Here is a 16,439-nt window from a genome sequence, read left to right on the forward strand (position 1 = left end):
GTTATCGACTATAAACGTCAAGGCAGACATTGTAAAGCAGGCAGCCTTGAGGATGTTATTTTTTTGGTATGCTGTCGTCCATCTTCAGCACAGCCATAAATGCTTCTTGCGGGACTTCAACAGAGCCCACTTGCTTCATGCGCTTTTTCCCTTCTTTTTGCTTCTCAAGAAGCTTTCTTTTCCGGGAAATGTCTCCACCATAACATTTAGCAAGTACGTTTTTACGCATCGCTTTAATGGTGGAACGAGCAACGATTTTTTGACCGATTGCTGCTTGAACCGGTACTTCAAAGTGCTGGCGTGGAATCAATTCTTTTAACTTTTCTACGATGATCTTGCCTCGTTCATATGCATAATCGCGGTGAACAATAAAGGAAAGGGCATCGATTTTTTCGCCATTCAGCATGATATCCATCTTCACCAGCGTCGAAGGACGATAGCCAATCAGCTCATAATCAAAGGACGCATAGCCTTTTGTGTTGGACTTTAGCTGATCAAAGAATTCGTATACGATCTCTGCCAAAGGAATTTCGTACACAATGCTCACGCGGTTCGCATCAAGATACTGCATATCAATGAAATTCCCGCGCTTTCCTTGGCAAAGCTCCATCACAGAGCCTACATAGTCATTCGGCACCATCATTGTTGCTTTTACATACGGTTCTTCAATTCGCTCAATCTTTTGCGGATCAGGCAGATTGGATGGGTTATCTACGACGATTTTTTCTCCATCTGTCATATATACATCATAAATAACACTTGGCGCTGTCGTAATCAGATCAATTTTAAATTCACGTTCAATCCGTTCTTGGATGATTTCCATATGAAGCATTCCAAGGAAGCCGCAGCGGAAACCGAAGCCAAGTGCTTGGGATGTCTCTGCCTCATATTGAAGTGAAGAATCATTTAATTCAAGCTTTTCTAACGCTTCACGTAAGTCATTGTATTTCGCTGTATCAATTGGATAAAGTCCGCAGTATACCATTGGGTTTAGCTTTCTGTATCCTGGAAGTGCTTCTTTCGCAGGGTTTTCCGCGCTTGTGATCGTATCCCCTACACGTGTATCACCGACATTTTTAATCGCAGCGGTTAAGTAGCCAACATCTCCAACGGTGAGTTCGTCTGTTGGCATGGCTTTTGGTGTGAAAACGCCAACTTCAAGTACTTCAAATTCTTTCCCCGTCGCCATCATTTTAATTTTCTGACCAGGTCTGACGGTTCCTTCGACAATTCGTATGTACGCAATAACGCCGCGATACGCATCGTAAAGAGAATCAAAAATAAGGGCTTGAAGTGGTGCTTCTGGATCTCCAGCGGGAGCCGGCACCTTTTCAACGATTTGTTCTAAAATATCCTCGATTCCAATACCCGCCTTAGCAGAGGTGAGAACAGCTTCAGACGCATCCAACCCGATGACATCTTCAATTTCTTCTCTTACACGCTCAGGCTCTGCACTTGGCAGATCGATTTTGTTGATAATCGGAAGAATTTCTAAGTTGTTATCAAGAGCTAAATAAACGTTCGCAAGTGTCTGTGCTTCAATTCCTTGTGCTGCATCTACTACGAGAATCGCACCCTCACAGGCAGCTAGGCTTCGAGATACCTCATAGGTGAAGTCGACATGCCCTGGTGTATCAATCAGGTGCATGATATATTCTTCTCCATCCTTCGCCTTATACTTCAGCTGGACAGAGTTTAATTTAATCGTTATGCCGCGTTCACGCTCTAAATCCATGGAATCAAGCAATTGTTCTTTCATTTCTCGCTGCGTAATCGCCGCTGTTTTTTCCAAAATACGGTCCGCCAATGTGGATTTCCCATGGTCAATATGGGCGATAATGGAGAAATTTCGAATTCTTGATTGCCGCTCTAATCGTTTTTCTTTATCTGTCACAATCTATCACTCCTACTATAAAACGCGGGTTGCGCTAGGTTAGATTATATCAATAGGGCTGTAAAGATTCAATCGAAATCAAGAAAAGCCGCTTATTGGTCAGCGGCTTTGATCAAAAGGGTGATATCTCATGAAATTCGTTTATTTCCCATTCACCCAATCATAAAGAGAACGGGCTGCATGTGTCATGCCATCAGACAGGGCTTTTCCTGCCTTGGAAAAGGCATTAAAGCCCTCTATTTCCTCCAGCTGTTTTTGTTTTTCGGCAAGATCCTTTTCTGTAACAGCCGTTCCTAAGATAGAAGCTTCCTTCTCTTCATTGTCGTTCATTTGAATGGAGAAAGCTCCTTTTAATTGCGGATCATGGTAGCCCTTCATTTGCAGCATGCCATTATTCGCTTGCTGCATTCCTAAAAAGACACCAAACAGCAAGACCAATCCTAAAATAATGGTTTTTCCAATAAATGAGCCCATATCCGTCACCACCTTAAGAGCGTTTTTTCTCATCCTTTGCTTTGCCGTCAACCTTTTCCGCGTCCCAGAAAATGTCGCTGAATACATCAGCTGCTGCATTGGATGCATTTCTCAATTCTTCCATATTATTATCTACTCCACCAAATTCTAAAAGAAGGGCTTTGTCGGATAAATCTTGATTATAGATTCCATTATCGCCAATTTCTCCTTTGGCAAACACACCGACACTAAGACCTTTATATTTTTTCTCCATCAAATGGTGGAACTCTGTCGCAAGCTTTAAGTTTTTCTCATAGCTTTGATTCTTCTTCCCAACAACAAACGCAATTCTCGCATATTTTTTCCCTTTGATTTCGACAGTCGTATCTTTCTTTCTTCTTGAGTCCCGGTGAATATCAATTAAATAATCGAGGTCATCATTTTTCGCTAAGGCTTCTTTCACGACCAATCTTGATTCATTATAAGACTGCGGATACTTTAATCCTTTTTTTAACAGTCTTTTTTCAATTTCCGTTTTGTCGACTGTATTGCCGATTCCTTGCTGATCAAGCGCCTTTCCAAACATGTCGCCGACAAGGGTGACATTCACTTTTGAGTGCCGTGCATTATTTGGATTCGTTTCTCCTTTTAAAAATGGTAAATATGATTCCGTATTATGTGTGTGGTAAATGTACACAGCTTTTCGTTTTCCTGTTGACCGGTCAGGTTCTTTGGCAGGCTTTTTCGGCGTATCATCATCGAGCTTGTCCAGCTCAGCCAGATTTGCTTCTTTTTCATCTTGGATTACTTCACTAGGCGGCGGTGATTCCATTGGCATGTTGGTATAATCTGTTCCTTCACCCGCTAAGATGATTTTTGTATCAAAATGTTCAAAGCCTGGGAGTTCTCTTCCTAGGAAACTGCGCGGGTCTTCTAAATTAATACTGGTTGCAAGCTTCAGTGACAGCCCAGAGAAATGAAATCCTTTTTGAGCTTCTGGAACTGCTGAGGCGAAATATTGGTTTTCCATGCCCATTAATGTGGCAAAAAATGCGCCAGAGAGCTCATCTGCTACACCATATAACGAGGCTTGCGGCCTCAGCTCGGGTTTTAAAGAGGTCAAAGCCCCTGATATCACAAACACCACAACAAGAGAGGCAATAAATAAGAAGATGCTTTTTACTACTTTCGTTCCATTAATCGCAACGACCAACTGTCGAGGACGGCGGGGTCTTTTTTTCATGATTTACTCCCTCCAGCACGCTTTCTAGTAATTACACTATGAGCGAGCTAGAGAAAGTAGAACCGATTAATGATTATATGAACCCATGTTATCTTGAGTGATTTTTTGATGAAGCGCTGTGTTTAATCCGTTGGCAAGTACGTTTGCCATATCATCAATGAATGTATCGACTTCCTTAGGCGTGACCATTAAATTTTGACCCAGGGGCGCAAGCACTTCGTGGATCAGCTGCCTTTTCTCTTCTTCAGGAAGGGTTCCTACGATGCCTAAGAATGATTGACGCGTTTCTTCATCTGGCAAGTCCTCTTCTTTAAGCACTTTTTTCTTCCCGAATGTCAAACCAGCTGGCACAAGAGAGCGGGATGGTCTATCATCTTTTAGTTCTCTACCAAAATGCTTTAAGACATAATCAATTGTGTCACTTGCAATGGTTACTGCATCCACCACTGTCGGAACGCCAATCGCAATCACTGGAATTCCCAATGTTTCTTTGCTTAATTCTTTTCGCTTATTCCCTACACCAGAACCGGGATGGATACCTGTATCAGAAATTTGAATGGTTGTATTCACTCGTTCCACCGCACGAGCAGCAAGGGCATCGACCGCGATGACAAAATCAGGCTTAGACCGCTCAATCACACCTTGGATAATGTCACTTGTTTCAATACCGGTCAGTCCCATCACACCAGGTGACAAAGAAGAAACCGGGCGATAGCCTTCCTGAACATTTTCCGGCTGCAATTCAAAGAGATGGCGGGTCACAAGCAGGTTTTCAACTGTGAGAGGCCCTAGTGCATCTGGCGTGACATTCCAGTTTCCCAGCCCTACTACAAGGCAGCTCGCATCAGCCTGAATGCCTCGGTCTTTTAAAAACTGAGCAAAATGACGTGCAAAGACTTCGACGACTTTTTCTTGCATCTCAGAGTCTTTCTCTCGAATACCTTGCGCCTCAAACGTCAAGTATGTCCCTGCCTTTTTGCCGGTCAGCGCCTCCCCTTCTTTCGTGATTTCTACAGTGCGTATGCGGATGCCCTGCTCATCTTTTTCCTTTTCGACAATCCCTTGGATCCCGTCCTTTTTGACGACATTCGGATTGTTCTCTTGTTCTAGTATCTCTTTTGTTTCAACAGCGAGGTCTGTCCGGATTTGATAAACGCTTAAATCAAGTTTCTGTTTCTCCATAAAAAGACTCCTTCCACCAAGTAATTAACAGTAGTCTTTCCATCTCTTGAAAGAAACATTCGAGTACGTCATCAATGAAAAATACTTTACATTTATATTGCATTCTAAAGGTGTGTTTGATAGAATACAATTTGTTCTATTGTGAAGATTTAACCTTAAGACAATTGTGTTTAGGTTGTATCTTAGGAGGTGAAACACATGCCAAATATTAAATCAGCGATCAAACGTACAAAAACGAATAACGAACGCCGTGCACATAACGTAACAATCAAGTCTGCGATGCGTACTGCGATTAAACAAGTTGAAGTTTCTGTAGCTAACAACGATGCTGAGCAAGCAAAAGCTGCTCTTGCTTCTGCTGCAAAACGCATTGACAAAGCCGTTAAAACTGGTCTTGTACACAAAAACGCAGCTGCGCGTTACAAATCAAGACTTGCTAAACAAGTAAACGGACTTTCTGCATAATGCTTGCAACGCCTCAGTGATGAGGCACCTGTTTAACTGTACGTCCGTCCTGACCGGCACAGCCTTAAGGACAGACTGGCAATTATACATCTAAACAAAAACGACCCTCTTTTTAGAAGGTCGTTTTTTTATGTTCAAGCGCCTAACAAACGAAGCAGGAACAATTCTAACAGCAGCTGCTTGTCCTTTTTACCGGTTTTCATTTCATAATCAATCGTTGAAAGCTCTTTGACGATCTGCTTGAGCTCTTCTTCTGAAAACAGTCTTGCCTGATCCATCGCAAGTTTGACCCGAAACGGATGGACTTTTAGATTTGAAGCAATTTGTTTTTGTCCATAGCCTTGCTGAGCGAAGTACTTCGTCTGCAAAATCAATCGAAATTGAGTTGAAATGAGTGCTAATATTTTAATGGGTTCCTCATTTTGCTTCAGCAGGTCATAAAACATCTGCATGGCCTCAGAGCGGCGTCTGTTTACGATTTGATTAATCAGCTCGAAAATATTTTGCTCTAAGCTTCTTGCAACGAGCTGATTGACATCTGCTAACTCAATTTCTTCCCGCTCTCCAATATATGTACTTAGCTTTCGAACCTCTTGGAATAGAGAGGAGAGACTTCCGCCGCATAGCATCACAAGCTGCTCAGCCGCTTCGGATGTAATCGTCTTTCCTTCTGTCTTCACCAGTGTGATGGTGAAATCAGTTGTTTCTTTTGGGTTTAACTCTTTCGCCTCAACGACAGCAGCTTTCTTTTTTAGCAATTTGGTGATTTTCTTACGCTCATCCAGCTTTTCATATGGTGCCAATAACACGAGAATGGTATAGGGCGCTGGCTTTTCTAAATAAGCTTCTAATACAGAAAGCTCATGCTCAATCTTTTCCTTTTTCTTTTCAGCAGTAAGAAAATAAGGATTCTTGATCACGACGAGACGTCTTTCTCCCATAAACGGAAATGTTTCTGCATCCGTCACAGCCTGTTCAAGCGGCACTTCTTCCATATCGAAGACGGAGTAATTAAAATCCTTCGTTTCTTCCTCTACTACAGCTTGTCTCAATTTAGCAGCGGTTTCTTGCAGTAAATATGTTTCTTTCCCATATAAGCAATAAACGGGATGGATATCCCCTCGTTTTAAATTATTCCATACATCAAAGACCATCAATTGACTCCCTCTCTTTCACTTCCTCCTCTATCCTAAAGTGTGTGAAGACATTAGTAAAGAGGAAGCTGAAAGTGCCGCCTCCTCATTTATAGTAAACGTCCGGCGCAAGCTCCCGGGTCAGCCTGCTGTCAGACGATATTCATAAAATGATCATAAAATGGAAAACGGTTACTTTACCTTCTAGCAATTCCAAATGAGTTCAAGTATACTAAAATTAGCCAGGAGGGATGAAAATGAATGAATTTGAAAAAAATGTTCAAAGCAAGCGGAATGATGTGACCGACTCAGCCGTTGGTTTTATCGTCACATTCGGATTTTTCGCCTCAATGTTTATTTTGGCAACCATTATACACCTCGTTGGATCTTAACTTCATGAAGGTTACATGACTGCCGTTTTGGCAGTTTTTTTATTGATTTTGTAAGATATCATATGGAGGATGAGTGTAAAACGTTCCTTGCTCATCGAGAAATTCATACGTCACGCTCCCATCGATATCTGTCCGATACACTTTCATTTGTTGATCCTTTAATTTTTTCAATACTTCCTGATGTGGATGCTGATAACGATTGCGTTCACCTGCTGAAATGAGTGCATGTGAGGGCTTGAGATGCTGAAGCCATTCTTCGCTTGTTGACCCTTTACTCCCGTGATGTCCAACCTTTAAGATATCTGCCCGCAGATGAGGAAAGGCTTCTATCATGTCTCGCTCCCCTTCTTGTTCAAGATCTCCAGTGAGCATAAACCGCTTCCCGCCTAGAGTAAATGTCAAAACGAGTGAATCATTATTCTTAGTTGTTACCCGATCACGCGATGGATGAAGGACCTGAAATATTTGCTCTCCAATCTGAAGCTGATCTCCTCTCTCTAATTCATCAATCATGATCCCTTGATCAGCTGCTTCTTTTAACAGCTCCGCATCCTCTGGACTCCGTGCAAAGCCTTTTGGAATAGCCAGCCGCTTTACTTTATTTCGCTTGATTAAACGAGCTGCTTCTCCCATATGGTCTTGATCCGCATGTGTGAGAATAAGAACATCAAGTTTTGCTATCCCTTTAGAATGCAGAAACGGGATCAGCGTTTGATCACCGATCGTAGACACCTTACGTCTTTTTTTCCACGGTTCTTCTTCAAAAGAAAGTCTGCCTCCTGTATCCACAAGCAGGTGCCCCTTTCGATAGGGCAGCTGAATAAACAAACTATCCCCCTGTCCTACATCCAGCATTGTCACTTCCCCTTTTTCGAGAAAATTCGGGGTGAAATAGTGTGCACTCAAGACACCAATAAGAAAAAGGATCGGCAGTGCATAGGATTTCACAGAAGTTTTGCTCTCCATCACAAATAACAGAACAATTAAGGCGCTCACCTCAAGCAGAATATGCCACCAAGCAGACTTCATAAAAATCAAGTTGAATTCATCAAAAACAGCCATATAGGCTGACAATTGATGACTAAGCTGAATCACCGAATCAAGCAGCTGAAACAATGTTTGTCCAAGCGGAAGATAAATGATAGTGAGAATAAAAAAGAGTAAGGACAGCGGCATAACGACCGTCGTATATAAAGGAACAAATATCATGTTCAAAGGTACGCTCAGTAAAGAGAATTGATGAAAATGATATAAAAGAACAGGAAGTGAAGCAAGCTGTGCAATAAAGGAAATCAGGAATAATTGCATGACTGAACTTTTTGCTTTTGATAAAATCCTAGTCGATAACAAAATAAAAAACGTGACCGCGAATGAAAGCTGAAATCCGATATCAAATAAATAAAGAGGATGAACCGCTAATAAGAGTAAAAACGTTGCACTTAATACCACAGCAGAAGGCTGTTTCATTTCTTTTGGCAGACTAGTCATCACTAAATAGATTCCTGCCATGAGGCAAGCTCTTAAAACAGATGGTGCAGCACCTGTCAAACAAGCATAAATTGGAAGAAAACATAAGAGAAGAATACGTGCTGTCTCTCTTGTCACGCCTGCACGAAGGAGACACCAAAATAAACATGCAAGAAGCGTTTGCACATGCAATCCTGAGATCGCTAGTAAATGAATAATGCCGAGCATTTGATAATCTCTTAATGTGTCAGGTTCTATCAACTCACGATCGCCAAAAATTAGTGCCTGTACAATGCCAACAGAGTGTTTAGGCACATGATCTTCTAAAAATTTCAAACCTTTTTGCCTTATCACTTGAAGAAAATAGGAAGACCCGTCTTTTTTTGTACAGTTTTTGATCGACTGTGGCAGAAAAATGGCGTCAATGCCTTTTGATTTTAAAAATTGATCGTATTGAAACCCGTTAGGAATGGTTGCTTGCTTTGCTGGACGAACATCACCTGTCATGTGACAGCTCATACCAGGTTCTACCTCTTTTAATGCCTCTTTTTCACGCTCTGTTTGAATTGTATAAAAAGTGGCTAGTTGTTCATGGTCTGTTGAAACAGTCGCTGAAAAACGATTGCCATCTGTTTTCGGAATACTTTCAATCACAACGGAACCAGATAGGAATTTTTCTAGTACGGGTTGATCCGTTTCAAGAGACTCATGAATCATAAAAATGAGTATATAGACAGCACCGCATAGGCTGACCATTAAAAAGAGCTGAGGCATATTTTTCAGTAGGCTGAGAAGTAATATGATGAGAAGAAAGAGAAGGAAATACATATGAAGATGATATGCAGCCAGAGCAATTCCAACAGCTGCTGAAATTGCCCCAAACGGCAAATATTTAAACATAGGAAGTAAATAATTGATTCGCCTTCTCATGCATATCGCGAATTTCTGTTTCGCTAAGTCCTGATTCACTCAGCTTCCCAATTAAATCTGCAACAAAGGCCAATTTTTCTTGATTTTTTAAGTCGATGATCATTTCATCTAATTCAACTTGCTCTGTTTGAACACCCGCCTGCTCGAATAAATCAATCGCATATGGATGATTTTTATAATCCTTTGCATAGTACACTGTTCGTATGCCCGCTTGAATGATGGCTTTACAGCACTGTAAACAAGGAAAATGTGTGACATATATTTCAGCATCAGCTGTAGGTGCACCAAATTTGGCACATTGTAAAATAGCATTCATTTCCGCATGGATGGTGCGAACACAGTGATGATCAATGACATAGCACCCTACATCCGCACAATGAACATCACCGGCAATGGAGCCATTATACCCCCCTGCAATGATGCGCTTGTCCCTTACGATGGTCGCCCCAACAGCTAACCGCTCACAGGTGCTTCGTAAAGCAAGCAAATGGCTTTGTGCCATAAAATATTGATTCCATGAAATTCTTTCCACGAGCTGATCCCTCCAGAATGATGGTTGATATTAAGTGTACATGCCTTTCTTCTCTAACGTCAATTCTACTTCACGGTCAATTGACTTTTCAGCCGTTCAATCGTCTTTTCCCCAAAACCTGAAATGTTCCGCAAGTCTTCAATTTGTTGAAATTCTCCGTGTTCCTCTCTATACATTATTATAGCTTCGGCTTTAGCTGGTCCTATGCCGTTAATGGTTTGCAATTCGGCTGCATCGGCCTGATTGACATTCACACCTTCACTCTTTTCAACGCCCGTTGATGCGTCAGCTGATGCTGTTTGCGTCTCTCTTTCCGCTTCCCCCTGCTTCCGAACATAAATCATCATACTATCCTCTAATTTAGCTGCTTGGTTGATTTCAATCGAGTCTGCTTTGCTGGTAAAGCCTCCTGCCCTTTGAATCGCTTCCTCTACCCGAGCATCAGATTGAAACGTATAAACACCTGGCTTCCTTACAGCTCCTTTGACCTCTACAAAAATCGTCGATGGCTCTTTTTCTGTCTTTTCTTGTTTGTCTTCTAATGTGACTTGTATGTCTTTATTTTCCTTCGATACACTTGGCTCTCTGTTGCCCTCTCCTTTTCCAGTAAAAAAGAAGAAACTGAAGATGATCACGACTATGAGTCCAGCGGCGATATAAAGACTGTATTTTTTTAATGAAATGAGTCGTTTCACTTACTCACGCTTCTTTCAATCATATTTTTCTACTGCTCAACATACTGTTTAGAAGATAACAGATCCAATGCGTCTAAGGAGGGAGAACGTTTGAATATAGGGTTAATCGGTACAGGAAACATGGGTACCATACTTACTGAGGCATTTATTGAATCAAAGACAGTCAATCCCTCATCGATTACTATTACAAACCGAACCATTGAAAAAGCGTTCAATATAAAAAAGAACCATCCAGAGCTTGAAGTAACGAAACAGCTTTCAGGGGCTGTCACGAATAAAGATTTCATTTTTGTTTGTGTCAAACCACTTGATATTTATCCACTTTTAAAAGAGCTGAGCCCTCTTTTAACGGAGCAGCAAACCATTGTCATCATTACAAGTCCGGTTCATCCTGAACAGCTTCAGGATATCGTTCCTTGTCAAACAGCCAGGCTGATTCCAAGCATTACAAACCGTGCTTTATCAGGCGCATCACTTTTAACTTTTGGTTCATCATGCAATGCCGCGACGAAAACTGCGTTAAGACAGTTAGCTTCGTGCATTTCAACACCTATCGAGATCCATCATTCAATTACAAGAGCGGCTTCCGATATTGTCAGCTGCGGACCTGCTTTTATCAGTTTTCTCGTTCAGAAAATGATTGAAGCAGCCGTAGAAGAAACGGATATTTCTAAAGAAGAAGCCACCACCTTATCAGAGGATATGCTTGTTGGTCTTGGCCGTTTGATTGAAAAAAGAGTCTATACCCTTCCGACACTGCAAGACAAAGTATGTGTGAAAGGCGGCGTCACTGGTGAAGGCATTAAAGCACTTGAAGCAGGTGTGCAAGATATGTTTCACCGTCTCTTTCAAAACACCCATGAAAAATTCGATGAAGATCTAGAGGCGGTTGCGCTTCAATATCCGCCAAGCGTGTTCACTGATGATCGCAGAAATTAATCATCTTTGCAACAAGCGAAAAAAGGGTTTTAAAAAACCATCGTTCTATTAAACGATGGTTTTTGGTTTCTTAGCTGAGATGAAATACCTTTCGGCGAATTCACCGGGGGCTTCATTTGTAAAATCAGCAGTCACTTCTATTTGTTCAAAGCCAGCGGACTCAAGGAACGCTGCATATGTTTCAAATGGAAATGTGCGCTGTTCATGTGTCTCATCATAACGCTGATACATGTCTCCGTCTTTTACAAAAAAGCTTAAATCATGAATGACCGAATACATGTCATCCCCTTTATCACTCTGCCAAATATAGCTGATCTCTTCATCTTGATCTGCATAAGTCGAACCCGGGAATACCTCTTCCATTTTATAAGGCGTATGAACATCAAAAAGTAAAACCCCATCTGCCTCTAAAAGCTGAAACATGTTTTTAAAGGTTTTTTTGACGTCATTTTCGTTTTTTAAGTAATTCAAGGAATCACAGCAAATAACAGCTGCCTGGAAGGCTTGTTCAAAGCCCGTAACCTCTCTCATATCTTGATGTAAAAATTGAATCGACTGCTTTTTCGCCTGCGCTTTTTGCTGCGCGAAGGCCAGCATTTCTTCACTGAGGTCAATTCCTGTGACCTTGTGGCCCTTTTCAGCTAACCGAAGAGAAATCTCTCCAGTTCCACAGCCTACATCGATGATGGCAGCATTCGGCTTCATATACTGCTGGATCCACTGAACCCATTCATCATAAGGTGCATGTGTCATGAGCTCGTCATACACACCTGCAAACCCTTGATAAATCATGAGTTAATGCCAAGTGAAAGGGTTTCTCTCGGCGCATCTCCCCATAGCTTTTCTAGATTGTAGTATCCTCTTTCTTCTTTGTGGAACACATGGGCAATGACATCACCTAGGTCAATCAATACCCATCTTGCTTCATCAAAGCCTTCCATCTTCTTCACTTCGATTCCGCTTTCCTCTGCAAGATGTTTTACTTCTCTTGCAATGGCTTGCACTTGTTTATCAGAATTCCCGTGACAAATGAGAAAATAATCTGCAACAAGTGAGATTCCTTGCATATTAAGGGCAATAATATCCTCAGCCCGTTTATCATCGCATGCTCCTGCTGCGACGTTTAAAATTGATGATGAATCCATCCAAAATTCCTCCTTAGTTCTTCTTATGCACAAGCGAGTTGTAAGTAGCAAGCGTATCTGGAAAGACTGGCTGATTCTTTTTCATTAGAAAACTGATGGTGTTTTTTAATGATTGGATCAGTGCACGATCTAGATCATGTTCTGCTAACTCCCTTACTTCTTCGACACCAGGGAAATGACGTCCTGGTTCAATATAATCTGCGACATAAATGACTTTTTCAAGTAAGGTCATGTCTGGTCTGCCGGAAGTATGAAATTCAATAGCTGTTAACACATCTTGATCATCAATTCCAGCTTCTTTTTTGACCAAATAGGCACCAACCGGGGCGTGCCAAAGCTCGGGCGAATATTCAAGCAATAAAGGGTTCATCTGTTCTTTTTGGATAATCCCCTTCATTTCTTCTTTTGGTCTAAATTTCGCATAATCATGAAAAATAGCGGCGATCTCTGCTTTTTTCACATCTGCACCGAACCGTTCCGCTAATGAAATGGCTGTCTCCATGACTCCGAGTGTATGTGTATATCTATGCTCTGTTAACTGCTCTTTGACACAGTTCAATGCTTCTTCACGATTCATATAAATGATGCTCCTTTATATAACGCTCAACAGCTTTCGGAATCAAATAATCGACAGGGTTACCCTGCTCTATTCGCTGCCTAATCAATGTCGATGATACATCAAAAGCTGGAACATCTGCAAATAAAACAGGATATCCCGTACTTCCAACGTAACCCGGCCTTTTCATCCCAATAAAGGTGATCATTTGAAGCAAATCATCGATCCGATGCCATTTTGGCAAATACTCGACCATGTCCGCTCCTATCATAAAAAAGAACTGATCTTCTGGATGACGCTTCTTTAACAGATCGACTGTATCTACCGTATAAGACGGACCCTCCCGCTCCATTTCAATGAGCTCGAGCCGAAAATATGGATTTGACTGAATCGCCGCCTCCACCATTTTTATCCGGTGATAACTATCTGCTCGTTTCCGTCCAGTTTTATGAGGAGGCATATGGTTTGGGATAAACCAAATTTCATCAAGCCCCACTTGAATCCGCACCTCACTTGCCATCAGCAAATGCCCGTTATGGGGAGGATCAAACGTACCGCCGAACAACCCTATTTTTTTCATATCGCATCCACCTTTACGGCAGCTTAATTTGTTTATTTTCCTTAGATTCTTTGTAAAGGACAATCACATTTCCGATCGTTTGAACGAGCTCAGCCTTTGCACCTTTTACAAGTGCTTTCGCAACTTCCGTTTTGTCCTCGTCGCAATTTTGCAATACGCTGACCTTTAACAGTTCTCTTGCTTCAAGCGCCTCGGAAATTTGCTTGACCATATTGTCATTTACCCCGCCTTTTCCAACTTGAAAAATAGGTGATAAATGATGTGCTTGTGCACGTAAAAAACGTTTTTGCTTACCTTTTAACATGGTGTTCCTCCTAATTTCTCTATGACAATTGACTTCATTTTTCCGGCGTCAGGCGTAATGCCTGTCCACAGTTCAAAGGCTCTTACTGCTTGTCCAACAAACATGCCAACCCCATCCACTGTTTTCAAGCCTAAACCTGCTGCTTCACTGAGCAGTTTTGTTTCTATTGGATTATACACAATATCACAAACGACCGCTGTTTTTTTTGCGTTCGCTAAAGAAATCGGGGTTTCTTCAACATTCGGATACATGCCGATCGAGGTCGTATGGATGATGACATCATATTCCCCAAGCCGCTCTTCCGCTGCATTTAATGTGATTGCTTGAGATGTGATTTTCCCCTCTGCACTTTCAATTAAAGCTTCAGCTTTTTCAATGGTGCGGTTCGTAATATCAAAGCTCTTCGGTGCATACTGAGCAATTGTCGTATAAATCGCTCTTGCCGCTCCGCCAGCACCAATCAAGAGAAATGACAGCTCTGATAGCGGCTGATCCAAGGCTTCAAGCAATGAATGAAGAAAGCCTTCTCCATCTGTATTGTACCCAACGAGCTGACCCCCTTCGAGCCTCACCGTATTGACGGCACCGAGGCGTTCAGCTGTCACATCAATTTTGTCGAGGTACTGCATGATTTCTACCTTGTGAGGAACAGTGACGTTAATGCCGCTGATTCCTAACGCTTTCATGCCGCTAATCGCATCTTTCAGGTCATCACTTTCTACTTGAAAGCCATGATAATGTCCATCAATTCCAGTATCCTTTAATGCTGCATTATGAATATCCGGAGACATTGAGTGGCCAACAGGGTTACCGATTACTCCGTATAAAGGTTTCAAGGTCTCTCCCCCTTTGAACATTTAAATTAACGAACGTCTCATAAACACATGAACGCCTTTTGGCGCATAAACTTTGATTTGCTTGCCCGCATCATTTGCAGTGACCCAGCCTAAACCTGAAAAGACGATGTCCATTTTTGGCTGATCAATGGTAAAGGTATGCGGAACGAGCGGCGGGAAATCTTCCATTCCCTCTTTTGATGGCGGTGACAAGAGTTCCCCTGCATGTTTTTCATATAAATCATCTGCATTCTCCAGCTTTGTACGGTGAATGTTCAGCTCATTTGGCATATAGCAGACAAATGATGTTCTGCCGCCTTTTACGTAATCAAATCGAGCCAGTCCGCCAAAATAAAGCGTTTGTGCTTCATTTAATTGGAACGTTCTCGGTTTCAATTCTTTTTTCGGCGTTAAAATCTTCAAGTCATTTTTGCTGACATAGTGCGCCATTTGATGGCGGTTGATGATGCCCGGCGTATCAAATAAAGCAGACCCGTCATCAAGCGGAATTTCAATCGCATCAAGTGTAGTACCTGGATATTGGGATGTAGTAATAACGTTCTCTTCGCCAGATACTTCTTTGATGATTCGATTGATAAATGTTGATTTTCCAACATTCGTACAGCCGACAACATAGACATTTCTTCCCTCGCGGTAATGATCGATCGCTTCCATCACCTCAGGTACGCCCTGGCCTCTGCTTGCACTGATCAAGAAAACATCGATAGGGTTTAATCCGTTTTCCTTTGCTTCCCGTTTCATCCAATGAATCAGACGATCTTTTTTCACGGATTTCGGTAAAATATCCACTTTGTTGCCGACAAGTAAAATCGGATTACCGCCGACAATACGGTTCAGCCCATTGATCCAGCTTCCGTTAAAGTCAAAAATATCAACGACCTTCACAATGAGAGAATCTGTCTCTCCAATGCTGTGCAATATATTTAAAAAGTCGTCCTCTGTTAAAGAAACATCTTGAATCTCATTGTAGTTCTTTAACCTAAAACAGCGCTGACAGATCACATCTTCTTTCAATAGAGATGCTGCCGGCGCATATCCTAATTGATCTTTATCTTCCGTCTGAATGGCTACACCGCAGCCAATACAAACAACCTTTTCCATTATTACTCTTCCTCCCACTGAATGTGGCCCTTACGCTTTAAGGCTCCTAAAATTCTGCGTTCAATCTGCCTGTTAAACTTTGTGAAAAATCCGTCCGAGGCAGCAACAGGAACGACCAAAATCGTATGGAAGCCATGACGATTCCCGCCAAGAACATCTGTCATGAGCTGATCTCCAATGACAACCACATCTTCTTTTTTCAACTGCATATCAGCGACTGCCTTATTAAAGGCTCTTCCCATAGGCTTTCTCGCTTTATAAATAAACGGAATATGAACCGGTTCAGAAAAAAGCTTGACCCTTTTTTCATTATTGTTCGATACAATCGTCACTTGTATCCCGTGATCTTTCATTTCTTGAAACCATTCAATTAAGCGCGGTGTCGCACTTGGACGGTCCCATTCTACTAGTGTGTTATCTAGATCGGTAATAATTCCTTTTACATTTCGTTCTTTTAATTTTTGCGGTGAAATGTGGAAAATACTTTTCACAAATTCATCCGGTAAGAAATACTTCTTTAGCACAATTTGCACCCTTTCTTCCATTGGTTTTCAGCGATTGTGTCGAATCA

At 41.8% G+C, this 16,439-nt stretch carries 19 protein-coding genes; 3 read left to right on the plus strand and 16 right to left on the minus strand.

The annotated features are described in order from the left end of the window. Positions 1-55 precede the first annotated feature (55 nt). The 4 genes from lepA to gpr form a co-directional block, all read right to left on the minus strand. Positions 56-1,894 (minus strand): translation elongation factor 4, encoded by a 1,839-nt coding sequence (gene lepA / locus NST65_RS11605; RefSeq protein ID WP_111926447.1) that lies wholly within the window; start codon positions 1,892-1,894, stop codon positions 56-58. A gap of 141 nt (positions 1,895-2,035) precedes the next feature. After that, complete coding sequence (locus NST65_RS11610) at positions 2,036-2,368, minus strand: YqxA family protein (RefSeq protein ID WP_024423039.1); 333 nt, start codon at positions 2,366-2,368, stop codon at positions 2,036-2,038. Between the two features lie 13 nt (positions 2,369-2,381). Further along, positions 2,382-3,590 (minus strand): stage II sporulation protein P, encoded by a 1,209-nt coding sequence (locus NST65_RS11615; RefSeq protein WP_046311822.1) that lies wholly within the window; start codon positions 3,588-3,590, stop codon positions 2,382-2,384. Positions 3,591-3,656: 66 nt separating this feature from the next. Then, on the minus strand, positions 3,657-4,772 hold the full coding sequence (gene gpr / locus NST65_RS11620; protein ID WP_111926445.1) for a GPR endopeptidase: 1,116 nt from the start codon (positions 4,770-4,772) through the stop codon (positions 3,657-3,659). 198 nt (positions 4,773-4,970) lie between these two features. Between gpr and rpsT the strand changes: the two genes are divergently transcribed. Continuing rightward, on the plus strand, positions 4,971-5,237 hold the full coding sequence (gene rpsT, locus NST65_RS11625) for a 30S ribosomal protein S20 (RefSeq protein ID WP_024423042.1): 267 nt from the start codon (positions 4,971-4,973) through the stop codon (positions 5,235-5,237). Between the two features lie 134 nt (positions 5,238-5,371). Here rpsT and holA read toward each other — a convergent pair whose 3' ends face one another. After that, complete coding sequence (gene holA, locus NST65_RS11630; protein WP_034280095.1) at positions 5,372-6,391, minus strand: DNA polymerase III subunit delta; 1,020 nt, start codon at positions 6,389-6,391, stop codon at positions 5,372-5,374. 236 nt (positions 6,392-6,627) lie between these two features. Between holA and NST65_RS11635 the strand changes: the two genes are divergently transcribed. Continuing rightward, positions 6,628-6,762, plus strand: a complete 135-nt coding sequence (locus tag NST65_RS11635; protein WP_012010638.1) for a YqzM family protein — start codon at positions 6,628-6,630, stop codon at positions 6,760-6,762. Positions 6,763-6,801: 39 nt separating this feature from the next. Here the strand turns inward: NST65_RS11635 and NST65_RS11640 are convergent, their stop codons facing one another. The 3 genes from NST65_RS11640 to NST65_RS11650 form a co-directional block, all read right to left on the minus strand. Further along, positions 6,802-9,129 carry a DNA internalization-related competence protein ComEC/Rec2 gene (locus NST65_RS11640; RefSeq protein ID WP_111926443.1) on the minus strand — a complete coding sequence of 776 codons (2,328 nt, stop codon included), beginning with the start codon at positions 9,127-9,129 and terminating at the stop codon, positions 6,802-6,804. Further along, a complete protein-coding gene (locus tag NST65_RS11645; RefSeq protein WP_024423045.1) occupies positions 9,122-9,691 on the minus strand; it encodes a ComE operon protein 2 in 570 nt (189 codons plus the stop codon). Before NST65_RS11645 ends, NST65_RS11640 begins: the two co-directional genes overlap by 8 nt. 65 nt (positions 9,692-9,756) lie before the next feature. Then, entirely contained in the window at positions 9,757-10,386 is a 630-nt protein-coding gene (locus NST65_RS11650; protein ID WP_111926441.1) for a helix-hairpin-helix domain-containing protein, read from the minus strand. 90 nt (positions 10,387-10,476) lie between these two features. Here NST65_RS11650 and comER point away from each other — a divergent pair, with 90 nt between their 5' ends. Beyond that, positions 10,477-11,325, plus strand: coding sequence for a late competence protein ComER (gene comER, locus NST65_RS11655; protein WP_111926439.1), 849 nt, complete (start codon positions 10,477-10,479; stop codon positions 11,323-11,325). A 48-nt stretch (positions 11,326-11,373) separates the two neighbouring features. Here comER and NST65_RS11660 read toward each other — a convergent pair whose 3' ends face one another. Genes NST65_RS11660 through NST65_RS11695 form a run of 8 tightly spaced genes read right to left on the minus strand, consistent with a single transcriptional unit; the run spans position 11,374 to position 16,392 of the window. Beyond that, complete coding sequence (locus NST65_RS11660) at positions 11,374-12,117, minus strand: class I SAM-dependent methyltransferase (protein ID WP_041106941.1); 744 nt, start codon at positions 12,115-12,117, stop codon at positions 11,374-11,376. Continuing rightward, positions 12,114-12,470 (minus strand): ribosome silencing factor, encoded by a 357-nt coding sequence (gene rsfS, locus NST65_RS11665; protein WP_003217467.1) that lies wholly within the window; start codon positions 12,468-12,470, stop codon positions 12,114-12,116. The genes NST65_RS11660 and rsfS overlap by 4 nt, the downstream gene beginning before the upstream one ends. 13 nt (positions 12,471-12,483) lie before the next feature. Further along, positions 12,484-13,047: a bis(5'-nucleosyl)-tetraphosphatase (symmetrical) YqeK gene (yqeK, locus tag NST65_RS11670; RefSeq protein ID WP_111926437.1), complete on the minus strand. Its 564-nt coding sequence runs from the start codon at positions 13,045-13,047 to the stop codon at positions 12,484-12,486. Next, positions 13,037-13,606 (minus strand): nicotinate-nucleotide adenylyltransferase, encoded by a 570-nt coding sequence (locus NST65_RS11675; protein WP_070326485.1) that lies wholly within the window; start codon positions 13,604-13,606, stop codon positions 13,037-13,039. Before NST65_RS11675 ends, yqeK begins: the two co-directional genes overlap by 11 nt. Before the next feature lie 13 nt (positions 13,607-13,619). Beyond that, the gene (yhbY, locus tag NST65_RS11680) at positions 13,620-13,910 is read right to left on the minus strand and encodes a ribosome assembly RNA-binding protein YhbY (RefSeq protein WP_008342507.1); all 291 of its coding nucleotides are present in this window, start codon (positions 13,908-13,910) and stop codon (positions 13,620-13,622) included. Then, positions 13,904-14,746: a shikimate dehydrogenase gene (aroE, locus tag NST65_RS11685; RefSeq protein ID WP_111926435.1), complete on the minus strand. Its 843-nt coding sequence runs from the start codon at positions 14,744-14,746 to the stop codon at positions 13,904-13,906. The genes yhbY and aroE overlap by 7 nt, the downstream gene beginning before the upstream one ends. A 21-nt stretch (positions 14,747-14,767) precedes the next feature. Then, positions 14,768-15,868: a ribosome biogenesis GTPase YqeH gene (yqeH, locus tag NST65_RS11690; protein WP_025092936.1), complete on the minus strand. Its 1,101-nt coding sequence runs from the start codon at positions 15,866-15,868 to the stop codon at positions 14,768-14,770. A gap of 2 nt (positions 15,869-15,870) precedes the next feature. Further along, positions 15,871-16,392, minus strand: coding sequence for a YqeG family HAD IIIA-type phosphatase (locus tag NST65_RS11695; protein ID WP_008356191.1), 522 nt, complete (start codon positions 16,390-16,392; stop codon positions 15,871-15,873). Between the last annotated feature and the right edge of the window lie 47 nt (positions 16,393-16,439).

Origin of the sequence: Bacillus sp. FSL P4-0248 (assembly GCF_038593305.1) — a bacterium.
In the GTDB taxonomy this organism is placed as follows: Bacteria; Bacillota; Bacilli; order Bacillales; family Bacillaceae; genus Bacillus; species Bacillus safensis.